Origin of the sequence: Shinella curvata (assembly GCF_022899935.1) — a bacterium.
Lineage (GTDB): Bacteria > Pseudomonadota > Alphaproteobacteria > Rhizobiales > Rhizobiaceae > Shinella > Shinella curvata.
On sequence record NZ_JALJCJ010000003.1, the window covers coordinates 562563 to 580404 of the forward strand.

At 63.8% G+C, this 17842-nt stretch carries 17 protein-coding genes and 1 tRNA gene; 13 read left to right on the plus strand and 5 right to left on the minus strand.

Annotated elements, in window-relative coordinates; all coding sequences use genetic code 11:
* Positions 1–49 precede the first annotated feature (49 nt).
* A complete protein-coding gene (locus MUU55_RS14305; protein WP_244761405.1) occupies positions 50–1081 on the minus strand; it encodes a trans-3-hydroxy-L-proline dehydratase in 1032 nt (343 codons plus the stop codon).
* Positions 1082–1255: 174 nt separating this feature from the next.
* Here MUU55_RS14305 and MUU55_RS14310 point away from each other — a divergent pair, with 174 nt between their 5' ends.
* From MUU55_RS14310 to MUU55_RS14320, 3 genes are all read left to right on the plus strand, one after another.
* Positions 1256–1921, plus strand: a complete 666-nt coding sequence (locus MUU55_RS14310) for a GntR family transcriptional regulator (RefSeq protein WP_244761406.1) — start codon at positions 1256–1258, stop codon at positions 1919–1921.
* A gap of 193 nt (positions 1922–2114) precedes the next feature.
* Positions 2115–2813, plus strand: coding sequence for a GntR family transcriptional regulator (locus MUU55_RS14315; protein ID WP_244761407.1), 699 nt, complete (start codon positions 2115–2117; stop codon positions 2811–2813).
* Positions 2814–2944: 131 nt separating this feature from the next.
* Positions 2945–3907 carry a dihydrodipicolinate synthase family protein gene (locus MUU55_RS14320; protein ID WP_244761408.1) on the plus strand — a complete coding sequence of 321 codons (963 nt, stop codon included), beginning with the start codon at positions 2945–2947 and terminating at the stop codon, positions 3905–3907.
* Positions 3908–4294: 387 nt separating this feature from the next.
* Here the strand turns inward: MUU55_RS14320 and MUU55_RS14325 are convergent, their stop codons facing one another.
* Positions 4295–5332 carry an Ldh family oxidoreductase gene (locus tag MUU55_RS14325; RefSeq protein WP_244761409.1) on the minus strand — a complete coding sequence of 346 codons (1038 nt, stop codon included), beginning with the start codon at positions 5330–5332 and terminating at the stop codon, positions 4295–4297.
* Positions 5333–5478: 146 nt separating this feature from the next.
* Between MUU55_RS14325 and MUU55_RS14330 the strand changes: the two genes are divergently transcribed.
* From MUU55_RS14330 to lhpI, 7 genes are all read left to right on the plus strand, one after another.
* Positions 5479–6996: an aldehyde dehydrogenase (NADP(+)) gene (locus MUU55_RS14330; protein ID WP_244761410.1), complete on the plus strand. Its 1518-nt coding sequence runs from the start codon at positions 5479–5481 to the stop codon at positions 6994–6996.
* 177 nt (positions 6997–7173) lie between these two features.
* A complete protein-coding gene (locus MUU55_RS14335; RefSeq protein WP_244761411.1) occupies positions 7174–7983 on the plus strand; it encodes an ABC transporter substrate-binding protein in 810 nt (269 codons plus the stop codon).
* 70 nt (positions 7984–8053) lie between these two features.
* Positions 8054–8719, plus strand: coding sequence for an amino acid ABC transporter permease (locus tag MUU55_RS14340; RefSeq protein ID WP_117367403.1), 666 nt, complete (start codon positions 8054–8056; stop codon positions 8717–8719).
* Positions 8720–8731: 12 nt separating this feature from the next.
* Positions 8732–9382, plus strand: a complete 651-nt coding sequence (locus MUU55_RS14345) for an amino acid ABC transporter permease (RefSeq protein WP_244761412.1) — start codon at positions 8732–8734, stop codon at positions 9380–9382.
* Positions 9375–10097, plus strand: a complete 723-nt coding sequence (locus MUU55_RS14350) for an amino acid ABC transporter ATP-binding protein (protein WP_244761413.1) — start codon at positions 9375–9377, stop codon at positions 10095–10097. Before MUU55_RS14345 ends, MUU55_RS14350 begins: the two co-directional genes overlap by 8 nt.
* A 7-nt stretch (positions 10098–10104) precedes the next feature.
* The gene (locus tag MUU55_RS14355) at positions 10105–11355 is read left to right on the plus strand and encodes an NAD(P)/FAD-dependent oxidoreductase (RefSeq protein ID WP_244761414.1); all 1251 of its coding nucleotides are present in this window, start codon (positions 10105–10107) and stop codon (positions 11353–11355) included.
* Between the two features lie 10 nt (positions 11356–11365).
* Complete coding sequence (gene lhpI / locus MUU55_RS14360; protein ID WP_244761415.1) at positions 11366–13048, plus strand: cis-3-hydroxy-L-proline dehydratase; 1683 nt, start codon at positions 11366–11368, stop codon at positions 13046–13048.
* A 4-nt stretch (positions 13049–13052) separates the two neighbouring features.
* On the opposite strand, the gene MUU55_RS14365 is transcribed toward lhpI, so the two are convergent.
* Entirely contained in the window at positions 13053–14222 is a 1170-nt protein-coding gene (locus MUU55_RS14365) for a nucleotide sugar dehydrogenase (protein WP_244761416.1), read from the minus strand.
* A gap of 607 nt (positions 14223–14829) precedes the next feature.
* Positions 14830–14919 (minus strand) — tRNA-Ser (locus MUU55_RS14370).
* Between the two features lie 245 nt (positions 14920–15164).
* On the opposite strand from MUU55_RS14370, the gene MUU55_RS14375 reads away from it, so the two are divergent.
* The 3 genes from MUU55_RS14375 to MUU55_RS14385 all read left to right on the plus strand — a co-directional run bounded on the left by MUU55_RS14375 (position 15165) and on the right by MUU55_RS14385 (position 17384).
* The gene (locus MUU55_RS14375; RefSeq protein WP_244761417.1) at positions 15165–15470 is read left to right on the plus strand and encodes a hypothetical protein; all 306 of its coding nucleotides are present in this window, start codon (positions 15165–15167) and stop codon (positions 15468–15470) included.
* A 39-nt stretch (positions 15471–15509) separates the two neighbouring features.
* A complete protein-coding gene (gene msrA, locus MUU55_RS14380) occupies positions 15510–16160 on the plus strand; it encodes a peptide-methionine (S)-S-oxide reductase MsrA (protein WP_244761418.1) in 651 nt (216 codons plus the stop codon).
* 231 nt (positions 16161–16391) lie between these two features.
* The gene (locus tag MUU55_RS14385; RefSeq protein WP_244761419.1) at positions 16392–17384 is read left to right on the plus strand and encodes a BMP family lipoprotein; all 993 of its coding nucleotides are present in this window, start codon (positions 16392–16394) and stop codon (positions 17382–17384) included.
* A gap of 93 nt (positions 17385–17477) precedes the next feature.
* On the opposite strand, the gene MUU55_RS14390 is transcribed toward MUU55_RS14385, so the two are convergent.
* Complete coding sequence (locus MUU55_RS14390; protein ID WP_244761420.1) at positions 17478–17702, minus strand: SlyX family protein; 225 nt, start codon at positions 17700–17702, stop codon at positions 17478–17480.
* Between the last annotated feature and the right edge of the window lie 140 nt (positions 17703–17842).

Genomic DNA, 17842 nt, shown 5'->3' on the forward strand with positions numbered 1-17842 from the left:
TCAAAGACATTCTGCCCGGTGCTTGGCGTGCACCGGGCAGGAAGGGAGATTACTGCTTGCGCGGCCAGGTATCGGCGAGGCGGTAACCGGCCGGCCAGGGATCGGCCGGGTCCAGCATCACCTGGCTGGTGCCGGTGATCCAGGCGCGGCCGGAAATCTCCGGCACGATGGCCGGGCGGCCGCCGACCGTGGTTTCGCTGAGGATTCGGCAATCGAAGCGCGAATCGAGGATCGAATAGCCGGAGAAGGGCTGGCCGACCTTGATCTGGCCCTTGGCATGCAGCACGGCCATGCGCGCCGAGCAGCCGGTGCCGGTCGGCGAGCGGTCGAGCTTGGCCGGCTGGATCACGACGGTGTTGCGGCCATGTAGCGCGCCGTCGCGTTCCTCAACCGGCAAGGTGAGCTGGCAGAAGGAAATGTGGTTCCATTCCGGGTTTTCCGGATGGGTGAAGCCGAGCTGCTCGTTCGCCGCCTTGGTGATGCGGATGCCGGTTTCGGCAAGTTCCCGCGCCTCGTCCGGCGTGACCGAGAAACCAAGGGCGCGGGCATCGGTAAAGACGAAGCTGTCGCCGCCATAGGCGGTGTCGACGGTCAGAGTGCCCAGGCCCTCGACTTCCAGCTTCACATCCAGCTTGTCGGCGAAGGAGGGCACGTTGGTGACGGTGATGCGCTCGGCCTTGCCGTTGCGGCAGGTCGCCACCACGTTGACCAGCCCGCCCGGCGCCTCCAGTACCATATGGGTTTCCGGCTCGACCATCGGCACGATGCCGCTGTCGAGCAGCACGGTGGAGACGCAGATCGAGTTGGAACCGGACATCGGCGGCGTATCCTCGGGCTCCATGATGATGAAGCCCATGGTCGCGCGCGGGTCCTTCGGCGGCACCAGCAGATTGATGTGGCGGAAGACGCCGCCGCGCGGTTCGTTGAGCACGAAATTGCGCAGTGTCTGGTCCTGGGCGATGAAGTTGCGCTGCTCCCAGAGCGTTGCGCCCGGCGGGGGTGCCACGCCGCCGACGATGACGTCGCCCACCTCGCCCTCGGCGTGGCAGGAAACGATGTGAATGACCTTGCTGCTGCGCATGGCTCTCTCCGATGTCCTGATTTTTCGCGGCGATGCCGGATGCGGCTCGACGCGGATGAACTCTTATAGAAAAATTGGATCCAATATACAATATTCATTCTCAAGGCTTCGTTTATTGCTCCGCATACGGAATCCACCTATGACCATAAACTCGATTTTCAGGGGTTGAACGGGATGAAATTTGCCGCCGTCGATGTCCGGCAGTCCGCTTCGGCGGCCGACCTCGTCTATGAGGCGCTGCGCAAGGCGATCATCGAGGGCAAGATCGCCGTGGGCGACAACCTGCGCCAGGAAGAGATCGCGCAGATGTTCAACACCAGCCGCATCCCCGTGCGCGAGGCGCTGTCGCGGCTGGAGCAGCATGGCCTCATCACCACCCAGCGCTACAAGGGCGCTGTTGTCGCCGGCCTGTCCATCGAGGAGATCGACGAGATCTTCGAGTTCCGCGCGCTGATCGAGGCGGAGGTCATGCGCCTTGCCGTGCCCAATCTCGACCGTGCGACGCTGGACAAGGCGCGTACCTATTGTGACGCCTTCGACCGCGAGACCGATCCGCACCGCTGGGGCGAGATCAACCGCCAGTTCCACACCACCCTCTATGAAGCATCCGGCCGCCCCTATTATCTGCAGAATGTGCAATCCTCGCTCGACCGCATCGACCGCTATCTGCGCGCCCAGCTGACCTTCACCAACGGCGTCCCGCGCGCCGGCCGCGAGCACGAGGCAATCCTGGCCGCGTGCGAAAAGGGCGATGCCGACCTCGCCTCGCGCCTGACGCGCGATCACATCCTCGACGCCGGCCGCGCGCTGATGAGCTTTTTGCGCGACCAGCGCGGCTGATCGGCCCGACGCTTTTCTGACGGAACATAGGGCGGGATTTTCCCGTCCTTTTCGTTTTCTGCCCGCAAAGCACTGAAATCGCGGAAATCACGCCGGTCGGACACTTGACGCGGCTTTCGGCAAAAGGCCCTCTTAAAACGATTGATAGCGCGGGCAGAGAATTGTATTTCTTTTGTCGACAAGAGGATTTTTCATGACCGACACCGATTCCCTGCCCGAGCGCAAACGCGGCTCCGGCGTCAAGATGGTCTACGACCTGCTGCGCGACGAAATTCTCGACCTGAAGATCGCGCCCGGCAGCCCGATCGACGAGGTGCAGCTGGCCGAGCGATTCAAGATGTCGCGCACGCCGATCCGCGAAGCCCTGGTGCGGCTCGCCGGCGAAGGGCTGATCGAGACGCTGCCGAACCGCTCGACCATGGTATCGAGCATCGATTTCATGAACCTGCACACCTTCTTTGACGCGCTGGTGCTGATGTATCGCGTGACGACGCGGCTTGCCGCACAGAGCCATCGGCCGGAAGACCTCGTCATCATCAGGGGCTTTCACGAGGACTATGCGACGGCGCTCAAGGCGCGCGATCACCTGACGATGATCGCCACCAACGCCGCCTTCCACGCAGCCATCGCCGAGGCCGGGCGCAACCCCTATTTCACCGGCCTGTTCCGCCGGCTGCTCGACGAGGGGCGCCGCATCCTGCAGCTCTACTACCAGTCATATGAAGAGCACTTCCCGCAGCGCTTCGTCGATGAACATGCCGCGATCATCGCCGCCATCGAAGCACGCGACATCGAGGAAGCCGACCGGCTCGGCAAGGCCCATGCGGAGGCGATCGTCGCCCAGGTGCAGAAGCTTTTCAGCCGCAACGACAGGCTCGACATCGCCTTGTAAGTCCGGGGCGTTCGGCGTTGTATTTTTCTTGTCGACAAATAAAATGCAAGATGCTATACCCACAATCAGAGAGGGGAGGCCTGAGGCATCGTGCCGGCTGACCACCCAAAGAATTGCCAAAGGAGATCGACATGAAGGCCAAGATTTTTTCCGGTGTCATTCCCGCCCTGATGACGCCCTGCAAGGACGACCGCACCCCGGATTTCGACCAGCTGGTGCGCAAGGCCAAGGAACTCATCGCCAAGGGCATGTCCGCCGTCGTCTATTGCGGCTCGATGGGTGACTGGCCGCTCCTGACGGATGAACAGCGCATGGAAGGCGTCGAGCGCCTCGTCAAGGCCGGCATCCCTGTTATCGTCGGCACCGGCGCGGTCAACACCGCCTCGGCCGTTGCCCACGCCGCGCATGCCCAGAAGGTTGGCGCACAGGGCCTCATGGTCATCCCGCGCGTGCTCTCCCGCGGTTCCGTCGTTGCCGCCCAGAAGAACCACTTCAAGGCGATCCTCTCGGCTGCTCCCGATCTGCCGGCAGTTATCTACAACAGCCCCTATTACGGCTTCGCCACCCGCGCCGATCTGTTCTTCGCGCTGCGCGAAGACCACAAGAACCTCGTCGGCTTCAAGGAATTCGGCGGCGCGGCCGACATGCGCTATGCGGCCGAAAACATCACCAGCCGCGACGATGACGTCTCGCTGATGATCGGCGTCGATACCTGCGTCTTCACCGGCTTCGTCGATGCCGGCGCCGTCGGCGCGATCACCGGCATCGGCTGCGTGCTGCCGAAGGAAGTGCTGCACATGTGTGCGCTCGCCCAGGCTGCCGCCAAGGGTGACCCGGACGCCCGCGCCCGCGCGCTGGAGCTGGAATCGGCGCTTGCCGTTCTCTCCTCCTTCGACGAAGGCCCGGACCTCGTTCTCTACTTCAAGCACATGATGGTTCTGAAGGGCGACAAGGAATACACGCTGCACTTCAACGAGACCGACGCGCTCTCCGACAGCCAGCGCGGCTATGTCGAAAGCCAGTTGAAGCTGTTCGACACCTGGTACGCCGAATGGAGCAAGCTGCCCGGCGCCGTACAGACCTACAAGGTCTAAGCCTCTACGATCCTCCCAACGAGAAAGGCCCTCCGCAAGGAGGGCCTTTTTTGTTTTGCCGATTGGGTGGAGGGAAGAAGCTGTACACAAGCCGGTTTGTCCGGCCCAAGCCAGGCACAGCTCAATCCCGCTGACCCGACTTGTTTATACGCTTGGCCCCACCCCTCTCCTCCGTCATCCTCGGGCTTGACCCGAGGACCCATACATCCGCACGACATCGCTTGTGGCGTGGATCCTCGGGTCAAGCCCGAGGATGACGTGGGTGGGTGGGATGTCGTCCTGCCAGAGCATTTCAGGTGAACGGGAGTTCGCCGGAAATTGCTTGCACCACCTGCTTATCACGCACCTTAGCCGGCGATTCGCCGGCTAACGAATGCGTTGACGCGATCAGGCGATGGCGTCCAGACCCTTATCCAACAGGCGGTCAAGCTGTTCGATCTCAGCGGCAGTGAGCGACACACCTTCGGCTTCCGATTTCTTGCGCGCCGCGAAGCGGCGCTGCGAGGGCAGGCGGGCGCCGGCGCCGACGATGGCTTCGAAGAGCACTTCCGCACGGGCGAAGGGATCGCCGGGGCGGCCCTTGGCGAAGGCTTCCGGGGACATGGCGATGATCAGTTCGCCGTGGAACGGCGCAAGCGTCGTGGTGCCGAGATAGTCGAGCACTTCCGGGCTCGTCAGGTCGCCGATCATGATGCCGGCGAGAAGCTCGATCATCGTGCCGATGGCCGAACCCTTGTGGCCGCCGAAGGGCAGCATGGCGCCGGCGAGTGCCGCTTCCGGGTCGGTCGTCGGGTTGCCATCGGCGTCGATCGCCCAGCCCTCGGGAAGCTGCTTGCCGGCGCGGCGGTGAAGCTCGATCTCGCCGCGGGCGGCGACCGAGGTGGCGAAATCGAAGACATAGGGCGACGTGTCCTTGCGCGGCCAGCCGAAGGCGAAGGGATTGGTGCCGAGCAGCGGCTTGTTGCCGCCCGTCGGCGCCACGGTCGCATAGCTCGGGCACATAACGAGACCGGCAAGCCCCTCATTCGTCACGGCCTCGACTTCCGGCCAGAGCGCGGAGAAATGGGTGCAGTCGTTGATGACGAGGGCGGCAATGCCAAGCTTGCGGGCGCGAGCGGCGAGCTCAGGCACGCCGAGCTCGAAGGCGGGGTTGGCGAAACCGCCGCCGGCGTTGACCTTGACGATGGCCGACCCCTCGTTGCGATCGAGCACCGGCACCGCATCCGGCTTCACCTTTCCGGCCTTGACGGTTCGCAAAGCGCCTTCGATGCGGTAGATGCCGTGCGACTTGCAGGCGTCACGTTCACCGGCGACGATGACGCGGGCAAGCGCTCCGGCCTGCACGGCATTCAGGCCAGCCTTGAGAAAGATCGCTTCGACGCGCGAAAACAGGGCGTCGATCGGCAGGATGGTGGTTTGCGTCATCGTTCATCTCTTCAGGCTGGTGCCGACCCATGCAGGTTGGCGATTGAACATTTGCATACATAGAGTATACAAGATTTTGACAAGTGCAATTCGCCCTCTCCTCTCCTATATCGGGCGAACCCCATTCCGCAAGAAAGGTACGTCTCATGGTTTTCACTCCCCACGGTAAACACCTCGTCGCAGGCGAATGGCTTGACGGCAAAGGCACGTTTACCTCCTCGCCCGCCCACGGCCCGGCGCATGACTTCGCCGTCGGCACGGTCGAGCTGGTGAACCGCGCCGCAGAAGCGGCGGAAGACGCCTTCCTCAGCTACGGCTATTCCTCGCGTGCCGACCGCGCCGCCTTCCTGCGCGCCATCGCCGACGAGATCGAAGCCCGTGCGGACGCCATTACCGAGATCGGCACGCAGGAAACCGGCCTGCCCGTCGCGCGCCTTCAGGGTGAGCGCGGCCGCACCACCGGGCAGCTCCGCCTCTTCGCCGATCACATCGAGAAGGGCGACTTCCTCGACCGCCGCTTCGATGCGGCCCTGCCTGACCGCCAGCCGGCACCGCGCCCGGAAATCCGCCTGATCCAGCGGCCGATCGGCCCAGTCGCCGTGTTCGGCGCCTCCAACTTCCCGCTCGCCTTCTCCACGGCCGGCGGTGACACGGCAGCGGCCCTTGCCGCCGGTTGCCCCGTCGTCGTCAAGGGCCATTCGGCCCATCCGGGCACCGGCGAGATCATCGCCGAAGCCGTTCTCGCCGCCGTCAAGAAGACCGGCGTGCATCCGGGCGTCTTCTCGCTCATCCAGGGCGGCAACCGCCAGGTCGGCGAGGCCGTCGTGCAGCATCCGCTGATCAAGGCCGTCGGCTTCACCGGCTCGCTCGCCGGCGGCCGCGCGCTGTTCAACCTGTGCGCCGCCCGTCCGGAGCCGATCCCGTTCTTCGGCGAACTCGGCTCGGTCAACCCGATGTTCGTTCTGCCGGAAGCCGTGAAGGCCCGCGCGGAAAGCCTCGGCCAGGGCTGGGCCGGCTCGCTCACCATGGGCGCCGGCCAGTTCTGCACCAACCCGGGCATCGCGATCGTCCAGGACGGCGCGGACGCCGACCGCTTCACGGCGGCTGCCGTCGAGGCGCTTGCCAAGGTCGCCCCGCAGACCATGCTGACCGACGGCATCGCCAAGGCCTATCAGGATGGCCAGGCGCGCTTTGAGGGCCGCAACACGGTCAAGCCGTTGCTGACGACCGAATCCACCGGCCGCAACGCCCTGCCAAACCTCTTCGAGATCTCCGGCGACCAGTTCCTCGCCGACCACGCGCTGTCTGAGGAGGTCTTCGGCCCGCTCGGCCTCGTCGTGCGCGTCTCCTCGGTCGACGAGATGGTAAAGCTTGCCCGCAATTTCGAGGGCCAACTGACGGCGACCATCCACATGGACGCCGGCGACCTCGACGATGCCAAGCGCCTGCGTCCGTTCCTGGAACGCAAGGCCGGCCGCGTGCTCGTCAACGGTTTCCCGACCGGTGTGGAAGTGGTGGATTCCATGGTGCATGGCGGCCCCTACCCGGCCTCGACGAATTTCGGCGCGACGAGCGTCGGCACGATGTCGATCCGCCGCTTCCTGCGCCCGGTCTCCTACCAGAACTTCCCGGAAGGCCTGCTGCCCGAGGATTTCCTCAACTGATTCAAGCCTGAAGCATAGGTGCAAGGGCCGGGTCTTCTGAAAGGAAGGCTCGGCCATTTTTTTTGCATACGAGCTATATACTTTTTGCATATTATTTGTATTTTAGAGGAGATTTACATCACGGCGCAGGACGAGCCTCGCCAAGTGAATCGTCCAGACCAATCCAGGGAGAGAGTTATGAAGAAGACCTCGGTCCTCGCCTTCGGCCTCGTGGCCGCCACCGCCCTCACCAGCCCGGCCAAGGCCGACAAGCTGGACGACATCATTTCTTCCGGCACGCTGCGCTGCGCCGTCGTTCTCGACTTCCCGCCGATGGGCTCGCGCGACGAAGCCAACAACCCGATCGGCTTCGACGTTGATTACTGCAACGATCTGGCCAAGGCGCTCGGCGTCACCGCCGAAATCGTCGAGACGCCCTTCCCGGAACGTATCCCGGCTCTGATGTCCGGCCGCGTCGATGTCGGCGTAGCCTCGACCTCCGACACGCTGGAACGCGCCAAGACCGTCGGCATGACGATCCCCTACTTCGCCTTCCAGATGGCCGTCACGGCTAATGACAAGTCGGGCGTCAAGTCCTTCGAAGACATGAAGGGCAAGGTTGTCGGCGCCACCGCCGGCACGTTCGAAGCCATCGCGCTCGAAAAGTCGGTCAAGGAATGGGGTGCCGGCGAATTCCGTCCGTACCAGACCCAGGCTGACGTCTTCCTCGCGCTGAGCCAGGGCCAGATCGACGCCACGGTATCGACCTCGACGGTCGCCCAGTCCAACGTCAAGGGTGGCAAGTTCGCCGGCATCTCCGTCGTCGGCAACGCGCCCTACGACATCGACTATGTCGCGCTGTTCACCAACCGCGAAGAATACGGCCTGATCAACTACCTGAACCTGTTCATCAATCAGCAGGTTCGCACCGGCCGTTACAACGAACTCTACGAAAAGTGGGTCGGCGGCGAAGTTCCGTCGCTTTCGGTCAACGGCGTTTATCGCTAATCTGCCGTTTAAGAAGGCGGCGCGGAAGCCTCTTCCGCGCCGCCGATCGTTTCCGAAGGGTGAGACGGCAATGTTCAGTTACAATTTCCATTGGAATCAGGCGTTCAAGGCCCTGCCGCAGATGCTGGACGGTGCTTTGGTCACGCTCCAGATCGCCCTGCTCTCCATGGCCATCGGCCTTGTCGTCGCGCTCGCGCTGACGCTCTTCCGGCTTTCCGGCAACCGCATCCTGAATGGCTTCGCCACCGTCTGGGTCGAGATCGCGCGCAACACGCCGGCGCTGTTCCAGATCTACATGGCGCATTTCGGCCTCGGCAGCTTCGGCATCCACCTCAGCCCCTATACGGCACTGCTCGTCGGTATCGCCTTCAACAATGCCGGTTATCTCGCGGAAAACTTCCGCGGTGCGCTGAAGGCAATCCCGGAGACGCAGACCCGCGCCGGCCGCTCGCTCGGCATGACGCCGCTGCAGGCCTTCCGCTACATCGTCATGCCGCAGATGCTGCGCATCGCCTTCCTGCCGGCCACCAACCAGATGGTCTGGGCGATCCTGATGACCTCGCTCGGCGTCACCGTCGGCATGAACACCGACCTCGCCGGCGTCACCCAGGCACTGAATGCAGTGTCCTTCCGGACCTTCGAGTTCTTCGCGCTCGCCGCCGTCATCTATTACGTGATCGCCAAGGCCGTGACGCTCGCCGCACGCCTCGCCGCTACGCGCATGTTCCGTTACTGAGAGAGGTAAACCATGTTCGATACCGCTCTCACACTTGCCGATCTCGGCTTCCTGGCGCAAGGCGCCGTCATGACGCTGGCGGTCACGGCCGTCTCCGTGCTGGCCGGCACCATTCTCGGCGTCGTCTTCGGCGTGCTGCGCAATCAGCTCGGCACCTACTGGTCGTTGCCGATCACATTCCTGCTCGACATCTTCCGCTCCGTGCCGCTGCTCATCCAGCTCGTGCTCGGCAATGCGTTGCAGTCGATCCTGAAGCTCGGCTGGGCGCCGTTCACCACCTCCTGCGTGGTGCTGTCGCTCTATACGGCCGCCTATTGCACCGAGATCGTGCGCGGCGGCATCTCCGCCGTGCCGACCACGACGCGCCGCGCAGCCCGCTCGCTCGGCATGACCTGGTGGCAGGACATGCGCTACATCGTGGCGCCGCTTGCCACCCGCGTCTCGCTGCCGGCCTGGATCGGGCTTACGCTCGGCGTCATGAAGGATTCGGCGCTCGTGCTCTGGCTCGGCCTCATCGAGCTTTTGCGCGCCTCGCAGATCCTCGTCACGCGCCTGCAGGAACCGCTGTTCATCCTGCTGATCTGCGGCGCCATCTACTTCATCATCAGCTTCCCCATAGCCCGGCTTGGCGGCTATCTCGAAAAACGGTGGTCCAATGATTGAGATCGAAAACGTCCGCAAGTCCTTCGGCCAGCTCGAAGTTCTCAAGGGGATCAACCTCACCGTCCAGAAGGGCGAAGTGCTGACCATCATCGGCGGCTCGGGCTCGGGCAAGTCGACGCTGCTCACCTGCATCAACGGTCTGGAGGATATCGATTCCGGCCGTATCGTCGTCGATGGCACCGACGTCCATGCCAAGGGCACGGACCTCAACAAGCTGCGCCGCAAGCTCGGCATCGTGTTCCAGCAGTTCAACGCCTTCCCGCACCTGACCGTGCTGGAAAACGTCATGCTGGCGCCGGTCAAGGTGCTCGGCCAGTCGAAGGCGGAAGCCGAGGCCATGGCCGTCAAGCAGCTGACCCATGTCGGCCTCGGCGACAAGCTGAAGGTCTATCCGAGCCGCATGTCGGGCGGCCAGCAGCAGCGCATGGCGATTGCCCGCGCGCTTGCCATGTCGCCGGCCTATATGCTGTTCGACGAAGTGACCTCGGCGCTTGACCCGCAGCTCGTCGGCGAAGTGCTCGACACGCTGCGCATGCTGGCATCCGAAGGCATGACGATGATCTGCGTCACGCATGAAATGAAGTTCGCCCGCGAAGTCTCCGACCGCGTCGCCTTCTTCCACAAGGGCGTCATGGCCGAGATCGCGCCGCCGGAAGAGCTGTTCGGCGCGCCGAAGGATCCGGAACTGAAGACCTTCCTCGCCGCAACGCATTGAGACCGTGATGAACACTGAAATTGAGCCCGGCGTCGTCGTCATCGGCGCCGGCGTCGTCGGCCTGTCTGCAGCGATCGCCGCCCAGGCGCGCGGCCTCACCGTTACCGTTCTGGAACGCGACGCTCCGGCGGCCGGCGCCTCTGCCGGCAATGCCGGCGCCTTCGCCTTTACCGACATCCTGCCGCTCGCTTCGCCCGGCATTCTGAAAAAGGCGCCGAAATGGCTGCTCGACCCCCTCGGCCCGCTCAGCGTGCCGCCGTCCTATGCCCTGCAGATCGCGCCCTGGATGTTTCGCTTCTGGCGCGCCTGTTCGGCCAGCCGTGTCGCCCATTCCACGGCGGCACAGACCGCGCTGATGGATCTTTCCAAGGCCGAGCTGGAGCCTTTCCTCGCCCAGACCGGCACCGCCGACATGCTGCGCAAGGAAGGCAATCTGCAGGTCTATGAGAGCCAGGCCGAACTCAACGCCTCGCTGCCCGGCTGGAAGGCCCGCGAACAGCACGGCGTCGAGTTCCATCATCTCGATGCCAATGCCATGGCGGCGATCCAGCCCGGTCTTGCGCCGCGCTTCACGCACGGCACCTTCACGCCCGGCTGGTATTCCATTGCCGATCCGAAGTTTTACACGCTGGCCCTCGCCGACCATTTTCGCGCCCAGGGCGGTACGATCGAGCGGGCCGACATCTCCGGCCTGCATCCGATCGAGGGCGGCGTCGAGATCCGCACAGCCGACGGACGCACTTTGCGGGCGCAAAAAATCGTGCTGGCGGCCGGTGCCTTCTCGCATCAGGTCGCCCGCTCGCTGGGTGAAACCATCCCGCTCGAAACCGAGCGTGGCTATAACACGACATTGCCCATCGACGCCTTCGACCTGCGCACGCAGGTGACCTTCGGCGGCCATGGCTTCGTCGTGACCCGGCTTTCGACCGGCATCCGCGTTGGCGGCGCGGTGGAGCTTGGCGGACTGAAGCTACCGCCGAACTTCCGCCGGTCGGAAGCCATGCTGGAAAAGGCCCGCACCTTCCTGCCCGGCCTGAAGTCCCAGGGCGGCGAACAGTGGATGGGTTTCCGCCCGTCGCTGCCCGACAGCCTGCCGGCGATCGGCCGCGCCCGCGCCACGCCGCGCGTCGTCTATGCCTTCGGTCACGGCCATCTCGGCCTCACCCAGTCCGCCGGCACCGCCCGTCTCGTCGCCGATCTCCTGACGGACCGGCCGACCTCAATCAACATCGCGGCCTTCTCGCCGCAACGTTTCTAGGAGCCATCCCATGACAGCGCTCTCCGCCCGCAGCATTCTTTCCGGAACAGCCTCCGGTCCGATCATCGCCGCAGGCGAGGCGCTGAGCTTCTGGGGCGGCGTCGATCCGGCGACCGGACGCGTCATCGACGTGCACCATCCGTTGCATGGCGTGACGATCAACGGCGGCATCCTGATGATGCCATCGAGCCGCGGCTCCTGCACCGGCTCCGGCGTGCTGCTCGATCTGGCTCTGACCGGCCGCGCGCCGGCCGCGCTTGTTTTCAGCGAAGCGGAAGACGTGCTGACGCTCGGCGCGCTGATCGCCGCGGAAATGTTCGGCAAATCGCTGCCGGTGCTGCGGCTCTCGCATGCGGCCTATGACGCGCTCTGTCGGGCCAAGACGGCGACGATCAGCGACACGGCAATCGAAGCCGACGGCCTCGTCATTCCCGTTTCCCCACCGACCACATCCGCGCTCGATCTCACCGAGAACGACCGCGCCATGCTGGAGGGCCGCGACGGCATCGCCGTGCAACTGGCCTTGCGCATCACCGTCGCCATGGCGGCCCAGCAGGGCGCCGAAAAGCTCATCGACGTGGTGCAGGGTCATATCGACGGCTGCATCTATGCCAGCCCCGCCAACCTGACCTTCGCTGAAAAGATGGCCGACATGGGCGCCAGGGTGTGCGTGCCGACCACGATGAATGCCATTTCCGTCGACCGCGCCAACTGGGAAAAACAGGGCGTGCCGCACGATTTCGGCGATCCGGCCGCCCGCCTCGCCGATGCCTATGTGCGCATGGGCTGTCGCCCGACGTTTACCTGTTCCCCCTATCTGCTCGACAGCGCGCCGAAGACGGGCGAGGCCATCGCCTGGGCGGAATCCAACGCCGTGATCTTCGCCAACACGGTGCTCGGCGCGCGCACGGCCAAACATCCTGACTTCCTCGACCTCTGCATCGCGCTCACCGGCCGCGCGCCGCTCTCCGGCGTCTATCTCGACGAACACCGCAAGGCCCAGCGCGTCATTGACGTCGAGTTGCCCGACAATGTCGACGACGCCTTCTGGCCGATCGTCGGCTATCTCGCCGGCCGCACCGCGCCCGACCGCATTCCCCTGCTGCGCGGCCTCGCCGCCGCCAAACCGACGCAGGACGACCTCAAGGCGCTGTGCGCCGCCTTCGGCACCACCTCGGCCGCCCCGATGCTGCATATCGAAGGTGTCACGCCGGAAGCCGACGGCATCGCTGCCGAGAATGCCGGCCACACGACAATCACGCGCGCCGACATGGTCGATGTCTGGAGGATGTTCAATGACGGCCCCGCCGAGGTCGAACTCGTCGCCATCGGCAGCCCCCATGCCTCGGCCTCCGAATGCCGGGCGCTGGCTGACGCGCTTGGCGACCGCAAGCGCCACCCCGACGTTACCGTCATCGTCACCGCCGGCCGCGACATCATGGCTGAAACCGGCGATGTCCTGACCCGGCTCAGGGCGAGCGGCGTTCAAATCCTGCCGGATCTCTGCTGGTGCTCGATTTCCGAACCGGTCTTCCCAACGAAGACACGGGCGCTCATCACCAATTCCGGCAAATACGCCCACTATGGCCCGGGTCTCTCCGGCCGCACAGTACGCTTCGGCAACCTCGCCGATTGCATCGAGGCGACGCTCACCGGCCGCGTGCCGCCACGCCTGCCGGCCTGGCTCGCCTGACGTTTCAATCCCGCCCGAACACGTCGCGCGTGTAAACCTTGTCCCAGACATCGTCGAGGTCTTCGGACCGGCGATTGGCGATGATGAGGTCGGCGCGGCGTTTGAATACGTCGAGATCGCGCACGATCTCCGAGCGGAAGAACGTGTCCTCTTCGAAATCCGGCTCGTAGACGATGACGGGAATGCCCTTCGCCTTGATGCGCTTCATGATGCCCTGAATGGAGGATTCGCGAAAATTGTCGGAATCCTTCTTCATCGCGAGACGGTAGATGCCGACAACATCGGGATCGCGCGCGATGATATCGAAGGCCAGAAAATCCTTGCGCGTCGTGTTGGCGTCGACGATGGCGCGGATGAGGTTCTGCGGGACATTGGAGAAATTGGAGAGCAGCTGCTTGGTATCCTTCGGCAGGCAATAACCGCCATAGCCAAAAGACGGGTTGTTGTAGTGTTTGCCGATACGCGGATCGAGCCCCACCCCATCGATGATCTGGCGCGTGTCGATGCCATGCGTCATGGCATAGGAATCCAGTTCGTTGAAATAGGCGACGCGCATGGCGAGGTAGGTATTGGCGAAAAGCTTGATCGCCTCCGCCTCGCCCGACCCGGTAAAAAGCACCGGCACGTCTTCCTTCACGGCGCCCTGCTGGAGCAGGCTCGCAAAAAGCCGCGCCTGTGGTGTCTCCGCTCCCATGACGATGCGCGAGGGATAAAGGTTGTCGAAGAGCGCCTTGCCCTCGCGCAGGAATTCCGGCGAGAAGACGATGCGCTCGTCGCCGCGCTCGTCGCGCAAGGTCTGGGTATAGCCGACGGGCACGGTGGACTTGATGACGATGGTGGCGTCCGGATTGAGGACCCGCGCCTCGTCGATGACGGCCTCGACGCTTTTCGTATCGAAATAGTTGTACTGCGGATCATAGTTCGTCGGCGTTGCCACGAGGATGAAATCGGCAGAGGAAAACGCCTCCACCTTGTCCGTCGTCGCCTTCAGCCGGAGCGGCCGGGTAGCGAGGTAGTCCTCGATCTCGGCGTCGACGATCGGCGAGAGGCGTTGATTGACCTTCTCCACCCTATCTGCGGAAATGTCATAGGCGATGACGTCATTGTGCTGGGCGAGAAGCACCGCATTGGAAAGCCCGACATAACCGATGCCGGCAACTGCAATCGTGACCATGAAAATCCCGTCGGCAACACTATCGAAACTGGGCGGCGGGCGGCAGCGCCAGGCCCGCGTGAATTCGACAGAGTGTACGCAGGGAGGGTTACAAAAGGATGGCGAACAGGGTGCACAACCGCTGCCCTTCCTCGAACCCGTCTTCGGCCGTGACCGTCCTGCGGAACAGACACAACCCGCGCCGAACCGACAGAGCCCGGCGGGAGCGCCGCATGCCGGCTCGATCAGATTTCCCGGCGAACCGGTGTCAGTACATAAGGAAATCCTGGTGGGTGAGGTCCAGATTCGCCCCCAGCCTGGCAAAAGAACGGCTCTTATGTACCGATGCCGTCGGCATCGTAATAAAGCTCGCCCGCATCCTTTTCATGGATGATGCGATTCGTCGCGTCGCTGGCATGCCCCGTCGCGTTGCTTTCGAAGCGCGACACCGCCAATGTTCCCGTCCGCTCACAACCTGGCACTCCCCCAGAATAGTTTGCGATAAGGACGGACAAAGGAGGCAACCTTCGACACCACGCCTGAGTGCTTCGTGAGCAGGTCGGAACCGCGCCACGAGTGGTACTGTTGAGCAAACAAGAGACAGGGCGATTGCTAAAATCGATGGGGATGGCGGACAGAGAGGGATTCGAACCCTCGATAGAGTTTCCCCTATACACGCGTTCCAGGCGTGCGCCTTCAACCACTCGGCCACCTGTCCGTCCGCTCGCTGCCGGTGGTCAGTCCGGCGCGGGTCGCTTTCCTGTTTCCATTCCGGCGAGACGGCGCGATATATACCGAGGTTTCACGCAGGATCAACCGCTTTCTGACAGTTTTTTGAAGGATATGCCGCAATGCCGCGAAGGATTGCGCAAGGTCGGCCGTCTTCCTATCTATAGGCAGCAGTGAAGTGGAGCGGAATTCGGCTCCCAGCAGGCACCGGGAGGGTGCGCGATGATACGGTTCATGCTGAAAGCCATCAGTCTTTTCGCCCTCGTCGTCGCCGTCATGGCCGGCACGATCGATGCGATCCAGTCGGTTTCGGCCTCCGAACCCGTGCTCACCCCGCTCGCCGTCGCCTGGAGCACGGCAAGCCCGGATACGATCGCGCTCGTCGCCGACGGCATCATGCGCAAGTTCCCCTATGCCTGGGATCCGGCGGCCATGTGGGTCCTGTCGCAGCCGGCCTTCGCTGTGCTGCTCGCCGTCTCGCTGTTCTTCTGGGTGATCGCCTACCGGCGCCCGCGCGTCGCAGGCCGCTTCACTGCCTGACACATCAACCGCCGCCGCCAGCGCGGCAGGAGGCCATCCATGTTCCTGATCGACATGTTCAACAAGAAGACCGTCATGCCCGCGCCGGGAGCCTCGCTTCCCGGCCGGGACCAGCCCATCCCCACGTCGGAAACGCATTTCGTCAACGGCAATCCACTGAAAGGCCCCTATCCCGACGGCTTCAGGACCGTCCTGCTTGGCATGGGCTGCTTCTGGGGCGCCGAGCGGCTGCTGTGGAAGATACCCGGCGTCTGGGTCACCGCTGCTGGCTATTCCGGCGGCTTCACGCCTAATCCGACCTATCATGAGACGACGACGGGGCTGACGGGCCATACCGAAGTCGTGCTCGTCGTCTACGATCCTGCCAAGGTGACGCTCGAGACACTGCTGAAGGCCTTCTTCGAGGCGCACGACCCGACGCAGGGCATGCGCCAGGGCAACGATATCGGCACGACCTACCGCTCGGCGATCTATCTCGACGACGACGCCGACCTTGCGACGGCGCGGCGCGCCCGTGACACCTACCAGGCGGCGCTGAGGGCAGCCGGCCGCACGGACCGCATCACCACGGAGATCGCCAAAGCCGGTCCGCTGTACTTCGCGGAAGACGTGCATCAGCAATATCTCGCCAAGAATCCCGGCGGCTATTGCGGCCTGCGCGGCACGGGCGTGGCCTGCGCCATCGGCTGAGGAAACCCACAGATTCCGGGGAAATGTCTGCCGTCGCAACAGGGTTTTGCAATCCTGTTGGCGACGGCTTCTATTTTTTACCAACTGAAAAATTTCTGGTGAATTTTTCCCTGCGCCGTGCAAGGATGCCGCCAGCCTGACCCAAGGGAACGGGTCGGTGGCTCCGCCGCGCGCGCCATGGGGCGCCGCACGGAAGGTCCCTATAAGATCAATAGCGAACAGGGCTGCACAATGAAAAAAACCCTTCTCACCCTTCTTGCCACGGCTGCCATGTCGGCCAGCGCTTTCGCCGCGGATATCAAGCCGGCGATCATCTATGACCTCGGCGGCAAGTTCGACAAGTCGTTCAACGAAGCGGCCTTCAACGGCGCGGAAAAATTCAAGGCCGAGACCGGCATCGAATACCGCGACTTCGAAATCGCCAACGACGCGCAGCGCGAGCAGGCCCTGCGCCGCTTCGCAAGCGACGGCAACAATCCGATCGTGATGGCCGGTTTCTCCTGGGCTGCGCAGCTTGAGAAGGTCGCAGCCGAATATCCGGACACCAAGTTCGCCATCATCGACATGGTCGTCGACAAGCCGAACGTTCGCTCGGTGGTCTTCAAGGAAGAGGAAGGCGGCTGGCTCGCCGGCATCCTCGCCGGCATGGCCTCCAAGTCGAAGACGGTCTCCTTCGTCGGCGGCATGGACATTCCGCTGATCCACAAATTCGCCTGCGGTTACACGGGCGGCGTGAAGTCGCTCGGCGCCGACTACAAGGTGCTCGAAGCCTATACCGGCACGACGCCGGACGCCTGGAACGACCCGGTCAAGGGCGGCGAAATCGCCAAGTCGCAGTTCGACCAGGGTTCTGACGTGGTCTACCATGCCGCAGGCGGCACGGGCGTGGGCGTCCTCCAGGCGGCAGCCGACGCCGGCAAGCTCGGCATCGGCGTCGATTCCAACCAGAACGCCCTGCACCCCGGCAAGGTCCTGACCTCGATGGTCAAGCGCGTCGACGTGGCCGTCTACGACGCCTTCATGAGCGCCAAGGACGACACGTTCAAGCCCGGCATCAACGTGCTCGGCCTCAAGGAAAGCGGCGTCGACGTAGCCATGGATGACAACAACGCCGCGCTGATCACGGCAGAGATGAAGGCCGCCATCGACAAGGCGCGCGCCGACATCAACAGCGGCGCCGTCAAGGTCCACGACTACATGACGGACGAGACCTGCCCCTACTAAGCGGCACTGACGGCCCGTTTGCGAAAGCAGACGGGCCGATTCCGTTTTCCGGACTTGCCCGTTTCCGAACAATCCGCCTGCGGCGCTGTTGGCTCAGTAATGCGGCGGACGGGTGATGGCCGGGGCCTCGCGAGACCCTTCCTCCAGCATGAGAAACCGCTCCGTCAGCCGGTCGAGCTTCGTTCGGACCTGCTCGACCACACGCCACTGTTCGGCGAGCTGGTCGGAAAGCTCCTCGATCGTATGGGCCTGGTGGGCGACATGTTCCTCCAGGCGGGCGATGCGCGCTGCGTCGGTATCGTCAGGGAGATCGGTCATGGCTGTCCTCGTGGCTTCATGCGGCCGGCATGAGCTATAGCGGGGGAGGCCTGCACCCGCAATCGCACTGGACAAGCGCTCCGGAAGCAACAAGACTACGACCCGGCAGGCCGAAAAACGGCCCGTCGGCCCCAAATCCC